This is a genomic window from Herpetosiphonaceae bacterium, from assembly GCA_036374795.1.
GTDB lineage: Bacteria > Chloroflexota > Chloroflexia > Chloroflexales > Kallotenuaceae > LB3-1.
The window spans coordinates 79,597-92,660 of record DASUTC010000037.1; the positions used below are offsets into that span (position 1 = coordinate 79,597).

Sequence of the window (13,064 nt, forward strand, 5' to 3'; positions counted from 1 at the left end):
CTTGAATCTGCGCTGTGACGACACATAGTATAACTGAGAGAATCCTGTGCCCGATCTGCCGCGCGCAGAATCGGAGCGATGCCAATTTCTGCCAGCAGTGCGGTAACGATGTCTTGCTCGACGCCACCTATCGTATCACGCGGGTGATCAAAGAAGGTGGCATGGGGGTGGTCTATCAGGCGGTCGATGATGATGGCGCGGTCTATGCCATCAAAGAGATGCACGACCGCTTTACTAATTCCCAGGAGCGCGCGGATGGTATTCAGCGCTTTCTGGATGAGGCGCTGCTGCTGCGGAAGCTGAAGGGGCATCCGGGGATTCCGCATGTCTATCGCTCGTTCATCGACGAGGGCCGCTACTACCTGTCGATGGAGTTTATCTTTGGCGAAGACCTGGAAGATCTGCTCAAGCGCGAGAAGCGTTTTCCAGAGCCTCAGGTGCTCACCTGGGCCGATCAGCTCTGCGATGTGCTTGAGTTTCTGCACGGAAACGGCCTGATCTACCGCGATATGAAGCCGTCCAACGTGATGATCACGCCGGAGGGTCATGTCAAGGTGGTGGATTTTGGTATCGCCAAGCTGCTACAGCCCGGCCATCGCGGCACGATGATCGGCACGCCAGGCTACGCGCCCCCGGAGCAGTATCAGGGCATCGCAACCGCTCAGTCGGATGTGTACGCGCTCGCGGCGACGCTGCACCATCTGCTGACTGGCCGCGACCCGCGTGACGAGCCGCCGTTTTCGTTTCCGCCTGCCTACAGCGTCCAGCCGAGCATCTCGCTCGCCACCAGCCAGGCGCTGGAGCGCGCGCTCCAGTTGGAGCTGGACGATCGCTTCAAGACGATCGGGGAGTTTCGCCGCGCGCTGCCGATTCCCACCGGCGATCGGCGTCCAACGCGCGCCTTCGATCTGCCGCCTGCCGCGCCGCCTCAGCCACCGGCCCGCCAGCAACAGGCACCGCCACGCACAAAGCCTAAACCGCAGCCAGCGGCGCAAGCGCCGCCGCGCCAGGTGCCGACACGTCAGCAGCCGCAGCCTAAGCCGCAGCCCAAGCAGCAGCCCAAGCCGCGTCGCCGTGGTCGCGTCGGGCGCGTCGTTGGACGAGTGGCGCTCGCTGCCGTGATTAGCAGCGGGCTCTACTTCGGCGCGCTGACCTATCGCCCTGAGCTGGTCGCGCCGATCCAGCAGTATGTCACCTCGCTGGTTGAGCAGTACTTCCCCGGCGAGACTGGCGGTGATTCGGGCGCTACGACGGACGGCGGCTTCGTGCTTCAACAGTTTAGCACTGAGCTGGAGATCGAAGTTACCAAAGGCGCAGGTGACGATGTGATCATTCAGAAGTTTAGGAAAAAATTCTTTGAAGCCGCGCAGCAGCAATATCCGGGCGCGCAGGCTGGCAGCATCCAGCCAAGCTATATCGGAGCGCCGGAGGAAGTCGGCTCCGGCGCGGGCTACCGGCGCCTGCGCGCAACCATGAGCGGCTTTATCAATATTCCACAACCTTAGGCGCTAAGCTTAGCACTCGTCTCCACACACTGCTAAAACTCTAACAATCTTCTAACATCGTCAGAGATGAAATGTTTTACACGATTATGGGATGGATCAAGATAGCCACAAACGCCTCCCTGCCGTGTGTAAAACAATCCCCACTTAAACAGCCGCTTGACAAAATACCACGACATGCATACCATAGAGGCCAGTTAGCACTCATATAAAACGAGTGCTAAATCTTTGTAGCGCAAGATGAACGCAACCACGGGAGGTTGGAATGGATTTCCGTATTCGTCCGCTGGCTGATCGCGTCGTGATCAAGCCGCAGGAGCGCGAAGAGAAGACCAAGGGCGGCCTCTTCCTGCCCGATACCGCCAGCAAGGAAAAACCCCAGGAAGGTACGGTCATGGCAGTTGGCGAGGGGCGCGTGGATGACCACGGCAAGCGTGTTCCTGTCTCGGTGAAGGCTGGCGATCGGGTGCTCTTCGCCAAGTATGCCGGCACTGAGATCAAGCTTGACGACGAAGATTACCTGATCCTGGCCGAGAAGGATATTCTCGCGGTTGTCCAGCAATAGCATAGCCCGTTGAGCAGCGGCTCTGGTAGCTTCTTACGCTTTCCACGAGCCGCCGCCGTACGAGCGATAGCGTGAATGATCTTACCTTTCAGATAGAGGGAGTTTATGGCAAAGCAGGTTATATTCAATGAAGATGCTCGCCGATCGCTGAAGCGCGGCGTGGACATCGTCGCCGATGCGGTTAAGACCACACTCGGCCCCCGTGGTCGCAACGTCGCGATTGACAAGAAGTTCGGCTCGCCCACCGTCACCCACGACGGCGTTACGGTCGCCAAAGAGATCGAGCTCAAGGACCCGTTCGAGAACATGGGCGCGCGGCTGTTCGTCGAGGCGGCTACCAAGACCGACGATGTGGCCGGTGACGGCACCACCACCGCCACGGTACTGGCTCAGAAGATCGTCGACGAAGGTCTGCGCCTGGTGGCCGCTGGCTCGAACCCGATGCTGATCAAGCGCGGCCTCGACAAGGGCGCTGCGATCATCATCGACGCGCTCAAGCAGATGGCCCAGCCCGTCCGCGATCAGCAGGAAGTCGCCAACGTCGCCGCTGTCTCGGCTGCGGACCAGGAGATCGGCCAGCTGCTCGCGCAGGTCATGGACAAGGTCGGCAAAGACGGCGTGATCACCGTCGAGGAAGGCCGTGGCCTGGGCTACGAGACGGAGTACACCGAGGGCATGCAGCTCGATCGCGGCTACATCTCGGCCTACTTCGTCACCAACAGCGAGCGCATGGAAGCCGTGCAGGAAGATCCCTACATCCTGATCACCGACAAGAAGATCAGCTCGATCCAGGAAATGCTGCCGGTCCTTGAGAAGGTGCTCCAGGTCACGAAGAACCTGCTGATCATCGCCGAGGACGTCGACGGCGAGGCCCTGGCGACGCTGGTGGTCAACAAGCTGCGCGGCACGATCAACGTGCTGGCGATCAAGGCTCCCGGCTTCGGCGACCGCCGCAAAGCGATGTTGCAGGACATCGCGATCCTGACCGGCGGCACGGTCATCTCGGAGGAGATTGGCCGCAAGCTCGACAGCGCGACGATCGAAGACCTGGGCCGCGCCCGCCGCGTCGTCGCCACCAAGGACGACACGACGATCATCGAGGGCTACGGCGACGAGAGCGCGATCAAGGGCCGCATCGACCAGATCCGCGCGCAGATCGAAACCACGACCAGCGACTTCGACCGCGAGAAGCTTCAGGAGCGCCTTGCCAAGCTGGCCGGCGGCGTGGCCGTCGTCAAGGTTGGTGCCGCGACCGAGCCGGAGCTGAAGGAGCGCAAGCACCGCGTGGAAGACGCGCTGCGCTCGACTCGCGCTGCTGTGGAAGAGGGTATCGTCCCCGGCGGTGGTGTGGCGCTGATCAATGTGATCTCGGCGCTGGACACGCTCAAGCCCGAAAACGACGACGAGCGCGCGGCGGTCAGCATTCTGAAGCGCGCGCTTGAGGAGCCGATCCGCCAGCTTGCCCGCAATGCCGGTGAGGATGGCGCAGTGATCATCGACAGCGTACGCCGCGCTCAGAAGGAGCAGGGTAATCCCAACATCGGCTTCAACGTGATGACCGGCGAGTACGGCAACATGCTTGAGCTGGGCGTGCCCGATCCGGTCAAGGTCACGCGCTCGGCGGTGCAGAACGCCGTGTCCATCGCCAGCATGATCCTGACGACGGATGCGCTTGTCACCGACATTCCTGAGAAGGAAGCCGCGCCCGCCGGTGGTCCTGGCGGCATGGGCGGCATGGGCGGCATGGACTTCTAAGTCCGTTGAATCTATCCGCGACGAGGGGCGCTCCAATGCCCCTCGTTTGCTTTTTTAAGCCGTATTTCGCCTGATGGGCATCCAAGGTTCTGCTCCCGGCGAATAATTGTCGGCAATTTGATGCAGAGCAGTTGCGCTTCGTTTGCTATAATCTCCCCGTTCTCATTAAGTAATCATAAGCTATTACGCCGCAGTGATTAATGACGTACGATGAATCACAGCTCATAGCCGACAGCCAGCGCGGCGACGTCCGCGCCTTCAACGTGCTGGTCGAGCACTATCAGGTGCGATTGTACAATCTGTGCTATCGCATGCTCGGCGATCCCGACGCGGCGGCGGATGTTACACAGGATGCGTTTTTGTCGGCATTCCGTAACATTCGGCGCTACCGGGGCGGGTCGTTTACCGCATGGCTGATGCGGATCGCCACCAATGGCTGCTACGACCAGCTTCGGGCACGTCAGCGCCGCCCGACCACCTCGATCGATGCCTTCTTGGACGACGAGGATCACGCGCCACGGCAGTTCGAGGATCGGGGGGAGACGCCCGACGAGCGCTCTCTGCGTAACGAGCTTGCCGGAGAAATTCAGCGCAGCCTCGATACGCTCGATTCCGATCAGCGCCTGGCGATCGTCCTGAGCGATATCCAGGGCTTCAGCTATGACGAGATCAGCGCCGTTACCGGCTGGCCGCTGGGGACGGTAAAATCTCGGTTAAGCCGGGGCCGGGCACAGTTGCGAAATGTGCTGCGTCAGGGGGAACTTTTACCGGCTCGTTACCGTCAGAGTCCTGAGTAGGATCGATCCTGCTCAAGCAACCTGGCAATCCGTCGCGGCTAATCGTCTATTGAGTAACCAATGTGTTTGTAGATGGAACAATTGTCACACAACCATCCTGACAATACCAGCGAACTCCTGTCCGCGTATATCGACAACGCGGTCGATGCCGTAGAGCGTCGGCAGGTTGAGCGATATATCCAGACGTGTCCCGCGTGTACGCAAGAGCTTCAGGAACTTCGCATGTTCCGTGCGCTGCTGCGCGACCTGCCAATGGTGCAGCCGCGCCGCTCCTTCACCCTCGATCCGGCTGCTGTAGCTCCTCGGCGCTTGCTCTTCCCGACGCTGCGCTGGGCCACGCTGGTTGCAACCGCGCTCTTCCTTGTGGTCGTGGGTGTGGATGTGCTGCGCGTTGGCAGGCCGAACGCTGGCATGAGCTTCTCCGCTGCCGCCTCGCCCCCTGCACAGGAATCCGCGCCGTTTGCCGCACCTCAGCAGGGCGGCTCCGACGCGGCGGGCGGAGCGCCCGAGACGATGATGCAGCCTGCCGAAAGCCCGGCGGCATCGCCTCCCGATACGGGCCGCAGCGCCGCTATGCCGTCGGGTTCTCCGTCACCATCGGAAGGCGCTACAACCGCCGTAGCCTCTGGGGCGGAGGCGGGGAACGCATCAAGCGGAACGGCAGCCTCGGATACAGCCGCGTATCCACCGTCCGCAGGCACGACCCTCGCGGTGGGCACGCCGGAGGCTGCAATCAACCCGCTAGCCTCACCCGCAGCCAGTCCAGCCGCTGGCGGTGCCGCCGAGCAGCCGCAACAGCCCGCCTTCAAGTCCTACGAGCCGGCTGGAGCGGACACCACGACGCTCGATCAAGACTCGACCGCGCAGGGAGCGTGGTGGTCGAGCTTCACGCTGCGGCTCGCAGAGCTGGTGCTGGGAATCATCGCGCTGGGCTTTGGCGCTGCCGCGCTCTGGACCTGGCGGCGGCACATGTAGCTGCCGATGCTTCGCGGGAGAGACGCATGTTTCAGCGCCGCATCATTGCCGCGCCTGCTATCCTGCGGTAGAATGCCAGGCGATCAGTCGCCGGGATAACCGCGCCGACAGGCCGGGTTGAAGGAACAAGGGAACAGGCGAGCAAGGAAGACTTTGAACCTTGAACTTTGACCTTTGAACTCGGAGATGACTGAAGCAGCGTGTGGGTGGAGTTAGGATTTGATTTCGGCACGAAATGTACAACGTAAGGTAGCGCTCTCAGCCATTCTGGGAGCGCTTGTTATTGCCGCGCTCAGCATCACCACCGATATTCGCGCCGTGGGCAATGATCTGGCTGATTTCCGCTGGCCGATCGTCTGGGCCGTGCTGGCGTGGACGCTCCTCAACTACGTGCTGCGCTGGCTCAAGTGGGATTACTACCTGCGCAAGCTGGGCATGGGCGCGGGTGTGAGCTACGTCGATAGCGCGCTGCTCTTCACGTCGGGCATGGTGATGGCGGTCACGCCGGGCAAGGTCGGCGAGGTCTTCAAGTCGTATCTGCTCAAGCGGATCAACGGCACGCCCGTAAGCGCATCGGCGCCAATCGTGCTGGCGGAGCGGCTGACCGACGGCCTAGGCATGCTGGTGCTGATGGCGGTCGGGCTGAATCTGTACCCGGCAGCGCGTCCGCTCTTCTGGCTGCTCTTAGTCGCCGGGAGCGTAGGCATCGCGGCGCTCCAGTATCGTCCGTTCGCGCTGTGGCTGCTGCAACGCATGGAGCATCTGCCGCTGCTCAAGCGCTTTGCTCCTCACGCCCGGCGCTTCTACGAGTCCAGCTTTGCGCTGCTGTCGTGGCGGCTGCTGCTGGTTTCGACGCTGCTGAGCATTATCTCGTGGGGCGGCGAGTGTATCGCGTTCTACTACGTGCTGATCGGCTTTGGAATCGCGCCCAGCCTGAATCTGCTGCTGATCGCGACCTTTGTCTTTGCCGCATCCACACTATTCGGCCTCGTCTCATTCCTACCCGGCGGCCTGGGCGTTTCCGAGGCATCCAGCGCGGCGCTGCTTGTCGCGCTGATCGCTGGGATCAGTAGCTCGGCGGCTGCGGCGGCGACAATCATGATTCGCTTCTGCACGCTGTGGTTTGGCGTCATGCTTGGCGTGCTGAGCCTGCTGATCTTCGAGCGCCGCTACCGGGCTGCCCAGGACGAATCGCCGGAGCTGCGTGTCGTGCGCGAGTCGAGCTAACACACTGAGGCTATGAATACACTTCGTCTGCTGATCAAGATCTTTGGCGTTACCTGTATCGTCCTTGTGCTCAGCGCGTGCGCTCAGCGTGAGGTCTTGAGTAACGTCAGCACGTCCACCAACGTGATCACGCCCAACGGCGACGGCGTCGACGATGCGCTGACGATCAACTACAGCATCGGCGTGCCCGCGACGATCTCTGTCTCGCTCGAAGATCAGGCCGGGCAGCGCTATGTTCTGCGCGACAACCAGCGGCGCGTGCCGTCGAACCAGCCGTACGCGCTGGTCTTCGACGGCACCGTCCAGGGCGGCGAGCCGAGCATCGTGCAGCAAGTACTGCCGGACGGCACCTACACCTATCTGGTCGAGGCCACGCCGCTCGCGGGTAGCCCGCCGATCAGCGCCACGGGCGAGATCATCGTGCGCGAGGCCGCCGACCAGCCGCCGAGCATCGAGGACTTGAGCGTCACCGAGCAGTTCTCTCCCAACGAGGACGCCGACGACGATGTAGCCTACTTTACGTATCGGCTGCCGGTGACAGCGACCGTCACGATTAACTTCACGGACCAGAACAACACGCAGATTCCGTTTATCGCGGAGCTGGAAGAAGGCCCGTTCGCCCAGAGTCATATCTGGGACGGCAAGCGGCCTGACGGCTCGCTCGTCTCGACCGGCACGTACACCTACACGATCGTCGCGCGCGATCGGGTCGGCAATATCGTGCAGCGCCAGGGCCAGATCGAGGTGGTCGCGCCGGGACGCTCCACCGCGCGGATCACGTTTGCGCAGATCGCGCCGGTACGAGTAGCGCTGGGCAGCGCGATCACCGTCACCGTGCGGGTCAAGAATACCGGCAATGTGCCGATCAAAACGCAAGGGCCGCCCTCCGGCTACCAGTACTCGACCGACGATATCTTTTCTTCGATCGAGGAGCATACGTGGGACGACAAAGGCGGCGGCTTCTGGCGGGTAGCGCTGGACTGGGGCGGCGGGCATGGCTACCCGTTCCGTTGGGCAATGTCGCCGCGCCCGATGGAGCAGTGGGCCAAGCCCGGCGAGTGGGACTACTTGCAGCCCGGCGAGGAGGTCGAGATCACCGGCAGCGTGCGGATCGAGCAGCGCGAGGACCGCATGCAGTTCTATGTCGGCCTTGCGCACGAGGGCGTTGGGTATCCGGTTAACAACGTCGCGCGAACACTGGTCTGCGTTGGCATTCCCAACGTCGAGGCGCGCTGCCCCCGCGATTGAGGCACGGATTGCCGATGGCGCTAGATTGCGCCGCTTTCGCTGCGATGGTATAATCCACCGTTGTTGAACGCCGGGCCAACCCAAGCCCGGACGCGATTTAATAAGGGGTTAGATCTATCATGGCTCTGCCTAAAGAACAACGGACACAGATCATCGGCGATTACCAGGTGCATGGCAACGATACCGGCTCGCCGGAAGTGCAGATCGCGCTGCTGACCCAGCGCATCAACCAGATGATCGGCCATCTGCGCATTCATTCCCACGATCATCACAGCCGCCGTGGCCTGCTGAAGATGGTGGGCCGCCGCCGCCGCCTGCTGTCGTACTTGCAGAAAAAGGATCGCGCGCGCTATCAGCAGGTGATCGAGCGGCTTGGCCTGCGCCGCTAACGTTCGGGTACGTGCTGGATGCCGTGGCGTACATCTGCAACACAGATGCAGGAATCGCGCATGGCAGACCTGAACGCAATCGCTGGTATCGGTTTTGCTGTACAACGCCCAGGGCATACCGCCGCTGGGCGTTGTGTTGTACAATGCAGGCTGAGATGATGGGAGTGCGTTAGGAATTGGGGAATGCAGAGAAGCGCGGTAGAGTCCTGCGAGCGATACGTCGCCGTTTCCCTTCAGCCTCCAGTACCTAACCTCTCCCAGTTAGTGAGCGCATGATAGATCGCTCAAAGAGGAAGTTGTTAGGATGACACAGACAGATCAAGAACGTACGGTGGCGCGCGTCTCTGCGGAGATCGCGGGGCGCACGCTCACACTCGAAACGGGTCGGTTGGCGCAGTTGGCTAGCGGTGCCGTGCTGGCATCGTATGGCGAGACTGTGTTGTTGGCGACGGTCGTGGCGTCGGATGAGCCGCGCGAGGGCGTGGATTTCTTCCCGCTGACCGTCGATTACGAAGAGCGCATGTACTCGGCGGGTAAGATCCCCGGCTCGTTCTTCAAGCGCGAGGGTCGCCCCACCGAGACGGCGATTTTGACGGCGCGGCTGACCGATCGCCCGCTTCGCCCGCTTTTTCCCAAGGGCTTCTTCAACGATGTCCAGGTGATCATCACCACGCTGGCGACGGATCGGGTCAACGATCCGGGTCCGCTCTCGATCGTCGCGGCCTCGGCGGCGCTGTATATCTCGGATATTCCATTCGAGGGACCCGTGGGCGCGGCGCTGGTCGGGCATATCAACGACGAGTACGTGATCAACCCTGAGATGCCGGACATGAACGCCAGCCGCCTCGATCTGATCGTGGCTGGTACGCGCGATGCCGTGCTGATGGTGGAGGCCGGGGCGCACGAGCTGACCGAAGACGAGATGCTGCAAGGGGTGATCGAGGGTCACGCGATGTGCAAGCAGCTCTGCGACTTGCAGGATGAGCTGCGCGCTCAGGTTGGCAAGGAAAAACGCACGTTCACGCCGCATACGCCGGATACCACCCTGGAAGAGCAGATCACAGCCTACATGAGCGAGCGTCTGCGCGAGGCCGTCAACAATCCCAACAAGCAGGCGCGGCAGGATGCAACGGCGGCGCTCAAGGATGACGTGCTGACGCACTTCATGCAGGACGTGCCCGAATTGGAGCAGGCTGAGCGCTCGAAAGCGGTCGCCAAGACCTTCGAGGCGCTGCTGAAGGCCGAGGTGCGCTCAGCGATTCTGGAGCGTGGCCTGCGCGTCGATGGGCGAGCGCCGCAAGACATCCGCCCGATCTCGGTCGAGGTCGGCGTTTTGCCGCGCGTGCACGGCACCGGCCTGTTTACACGCGGCCAGACGCAAGTGCTGACGATCGTCACGCTGGGCTCTCCCGGCGACGAGCAGCGGCTGGACGATCTGGGCCTGGAGACGACCAAGCGCTACATCCACCACTACAACTTCCCGCCCTTCTCGACGGGCGAGGCGCGTCCGCTGCGTGGCCCGAAGCGCCGCGACATCGGCCACGGGCATCTAGCGGAGCGGGCGCTGTACGCGGTGCTGCCGGATGAGGCGGAGTTCCCGTACACGATGCGTCTCGTCTCGGAGGTGCTGGCGTCGAACGGCTCTAGCTCGATGGCCTCGGTGTGCGGCTCGTCGCTGGCGCTGATGGACGCGGGCGTGCCAATCACCAAGCCTGTGGCGGGCGTCGCGATGGGCCTGATCACGGGTGAGAACGGCAAGTTCCAGGTGCTCACGGATATTCAGGGCATCGAGGACGCGCTGGGCGACATGGATTTCAAGGTGGCTGGCACGTCAGACGGCGTCACCGCGCTCCAGATGGACATCAAGACCACGGGCATTACCTACGAGATCATGCGGATCGCGTTTGCGCAGGCGCGTGAAGGGCGCCAGTACATTCTGGACAAGATGAGCGCGGTGATCGACGAGCCACGGCAGAAGCTAGCCGCGACCGCTCCGCGCATCATCACGTTGCAGATCAACCCCGAAAAGATCGGCGCGGTGATCGGCCCCGGCGGCAAGAACATCCGCTCAATCATCGAAGAGTCGGGCGCGCAGATCGACGTGCAGGACGACGGCACGGTCTTCATCACCACCGCCGACGCGCAGGGCGCGGAGATCGCGCAGCGGCGCATCGAGGCCGTGACGCGCGAGATCAAGCAGGGCGAGATCTTCAACGGCAAAGTTGTCAGCATCAAGCCGTTTGGCGCGTTCGTCAACCTCGTGCCCGGCAAAGACGGCATGCTGCATGTCTCGGAGATTGCCGAGGGCCGCGTCGAGAACGTCGAGGACGTGCTCAAGATCGGCGATGAGGTGCGCGTGATGGTGATCGATGTCGAGCCAGGCACCGGCAAGGTCAGCCTGTCGCGCCGCGCGGTGCTGACCGGCGAGTCGCCTGAAGACCGCAAGGCGGCTGGCGCTGCGCCACGGCGTGGCGGCGGTGGCGGCGGTCCACGCGGTGATCGGGGTGGCTTCTCGCGCGGCGATCGTGGCGGTGATCGCGGCGGCGATCGTGGTGGCTTCTCGCGCGGCGATCGGGGTGGCGACCGTGGCGACCGTGGCGATCGGGGCGGCCCGCGCGGTGGCCGGTAGTCATCACAAGGGTCGGAGATTGGATTGCAGGGGTGGACGAGCATCGTCCACCCTTTTGTGTGGTCCCCGATGCAGAATCAAGGCGCGGGTTGGGAAACAGCGCATGAGATTCTGGATTAGAAAGGGAAATATTAATATTTTGGGGGACACCCCAAACCCCGGCCTCGCTACGCGCGGCAGCGTCGATCTTGCACGCTGCCTTAGTTCGCGCTACACTCCCGTACCGTATGAATACTGCTCCCGCATCACGAGTCACGATCGTCGTCGTGTCGTATAACGTCTGCGCGCTGCTGCGCCAATGCCTGTCCTCGGCGGTCGCAGCCAAGCCGCCCGCCCAGGTGATCGTGGTGGATAACGCCTCGCACGACGGCAGCGTCGAGATGGTCCGCCGCGAGTTTCCCACGGTCATGCTGATCGCCAACAAGCGCAATCGCGGATTTGCGGCGGGCACGAACCAGGGGCTATGCCACGCGCTGGCGGCGGATCTGCCATCCGACTATGTGCTGCTGCTCAACCCCGATGCCTTCCTGCGTCGCGGCGCGCTGGCGGCGATGGTCGAATTCATGGACGAGCATCCGCGAGTTGGCGCGGTGGGCGCGCGACTCTTCTATCCCGACGGCAGGCCGCAGGAGGGCGCGTGGCATTTTCCGACGCTCTGGATGACGCTCTTGGATCTGTTTCCGCCGCGCGGCCCGCTGCTGGGGCGGCTGTATGCGTCCTCGCTCAACGGGCGCTACCGCGAGGAGCGCGGCAGCGATCCCTTCCCGATCGATCATCCGCTGGGCGCGGCAATGCTGCTGCGCCGCACGACGCTGGAGCAGGTTGGCCTGCTGGACGAAGGCTACTGGATGTACGTCGAGGAGGTCGACTGGTGCTACCGCTGTCGGCAGGCGGGCTGGGCGATCTGGCAGGTGCCGAGCGCCGAGGTGGTGCATGTCGCCGGAGCCAGCTCGCAGCAGTTCAAGGGCCGCAGCTTTGTCGCGCTGCACCGCAGCCGTCTGCGCTTTTTTGCCAAGCTCGGCAGCCCACGCCGCGAGCGCTGGAACCGGCGGATCGTGCGCGCCGGGATGCTCTGGGCGGCGCTGAGCGCGTGGCGCGATCGTCTGCGGGGGCGGATTGGCGTGGAGGAGCTGCGCAGCCGCCTGCTGGCCTACGGTCAGGTGCTACGGCTGGCGCGCGGCGACGACTGAGCGGCTGCGGATAGCGTTTTGCATCAGGCCCTCACCCCGCTTCGCTGTGCTCAGCACCCCGCTCCCATTGCCATAGGAGAGGGGAAGAGATTCGCTCTATGCTGCAAAGCATTGAACCGCCTTTGGTCAATGGCGCAGCCCGACAATGGCGATAGGGAAGAGATTCGCTCTATGCTACAAAGCGCTGAACTGCACGCGACTGAGCGGCTGCGGATAGCGCGCATGGTATAATTGGGCGTTCCAATGAGGAATGCTGCATGGCACATCTTGATATTGTTATTCTGAACTATAATCGCGGCGACTTGCTGCGAAATTGTTTGCGCTCGGTGCTCGACAGCCGGACCAGCCACACGCTCAAGGTCTGGGTCGTCGATAATGCGTCGACCGATGAGAGCGTGGCGATCGTGCGGGCGGAGTTTCCACAGGCGCGGCTGATCGTCAACCCGCGCAATACGGGTTTCTCGGCGGGCAATAACCTGGCGCTGCGGGAGATTATCGCGGCGGAGGCGGCGGAGGCGAGCGGCAATCGCTACGTGATGCTGCTCAACAACGACACGGAGGTCGAGGCCGACGCGCTCGATCTGCTGATCGAGTACCTGGAATCGCATCCGGCGGTCGGCGCGGTCGGGCCGAAGCTGCTGCTCTTCGACGGCTCGCTCGATCTGGCATGCCGCCGCTCGTTTCCCACGCCGACGGTTTCGTTCTACCGCATGACGGGCCTGAGCAAGCTCTTTCCGCGATCCGCGCGCTTCGGACGCTATAACCTGACCTATCTCGATCCCGATCT

General features: G+C 62.7%; 11 protein-coding genes. All 11 read left to right on the forward strand.

Going from position 1 to position 13,064, the window contains the following annotated elements:
• Nucleotides 1–113: 113 nt before the first annotated feature.
• On the forward strand, nt 114–1,505 hold the full coding sequence (locus VFZ66_02420) for a serine/threonine-protein kinase (protein HEX6288011.1): 1,392 nt from the start codon (nt 114–116) through the stop codon (nt 1,503–1,505).
• Between the two features lie 262 nt (nt 1,506–1,767).
• The gene (groES, locus tag VFZ66_02425) at nt 1,768–2,067 is read left to right on the forward strand and encodes a co-chaperone GroES (protein HEX6288012.1); all 300 of its coding nucleotides are present in this window, start codon (nt 1,768–1,770) and stop codon (nt 2,065–2,067) included.
• A gap of 105 nt (nt 2,068–2,172) precedes the next feature.
• A complete protein-coding gene (gene groL / locus VFZ66_02430; GenBank protein HEX6288013.1) occupies nt 2,173–3,822 on the forward strand; it encodes a chaperonin GroEL in 1,650 nt (549 codons plus the stop codon).
• Nucleotides 3,823–4,022: 200 nt separating this feature from the next.
• Entirely contained in the window at nt 4,023–4,619 is a 597-nt protein-coding gene (locus VFZ66_02435; GenBank protein HEX6288014.1) for a sigma-70 family RNA polymerase sigma factor, read from the forward strand.
• Nucleotides 4,620–4,691: 72 nt separating this feature from the next.
• The gene (locus VFZ66_02440; GenBank protein HEX6288015.1) at nt 4,692–5,594 is read left to right on the forward strand and encodes a zf-HC2 domain-containing protein; all 903 of its coding nucleotides are present in this window, start codon (nt 4,692–4,694) and stop codon (nt 5,592–5,594) included.
• A gap of 219 nt (nt 5,595–5,813) precedes the next feature.
• Entirely contained in the window at nt 5,814–6,821 is a 1,008-nt protein-coding gene (locus tag VFZ66_02445) for a lysylphosphatidylglycerol synthase transmembrane domain-containing protein (protein ID HEX6288016.1), read from the forward strand.
• Between the two features lie 12 nt (nt 6,822–6,833).
• On the forward strand, nt 6,834–8,069 hold the full coding sequence (locus VFZ66_02450; protein ID HEX6288017.1) for a gliding motility-associated C-terminal domain-containing protein: 1,236 nt from the start codon (nt 6,834–6,836) through the stop codon (nt 8,067–8,069).
• Nucleotides 8,070–8,188: 119 nt separating this feature from the next.
• Nucleotides 8,189–8,458 carry a 30S ribosomal protein S15 gene (gene rpsO / locus VFZ66_02455; GenBank protein ID HEX6288018.1) on the forward strand — a complete coding sequence of 90 codons (270 nt, stop codon included), beginning with the start codon at nt 8,189–8,191 and terminating at the stop codon, nt 8,456–8,458.
• Between the two features lie 304 nt (nt 8,459–8,762).
• The gene (pnp, locus tag VFZ66_02460; GenBank protein ID HEX6288019.1) at nt 8,763–11,087 is read left to right on the forward strand and encodes a polyribonucleotide nucleotidyltransferase; all 2,325 of its coding nucleotides are present in this window, start codon (nt 8,763–8,765) and stop codon (nt 11,085–11,087) included.
• 227 nt (nt 11,088–11,314) lie between these two features.
• A complete protein-coding gene (locus VFZ66_02465; protein HEX6288020.1) occupies nt 11,315–12,277 on the forward strand; it encodes a glycosyltransferase family 2 protein in 963 nt (320 codons plus the stop codon).
• A 257-nt stretch (nt 12,278–12,534) separates the two neighbouring features.
• On the forward strand, nt 12,535–13,064 hold a 530-nt coding region (locus VFZ66_02470; GenBank protein HEX6288021.1), incomplete at its 3' end, for a glycosyltransferase family 2 protein.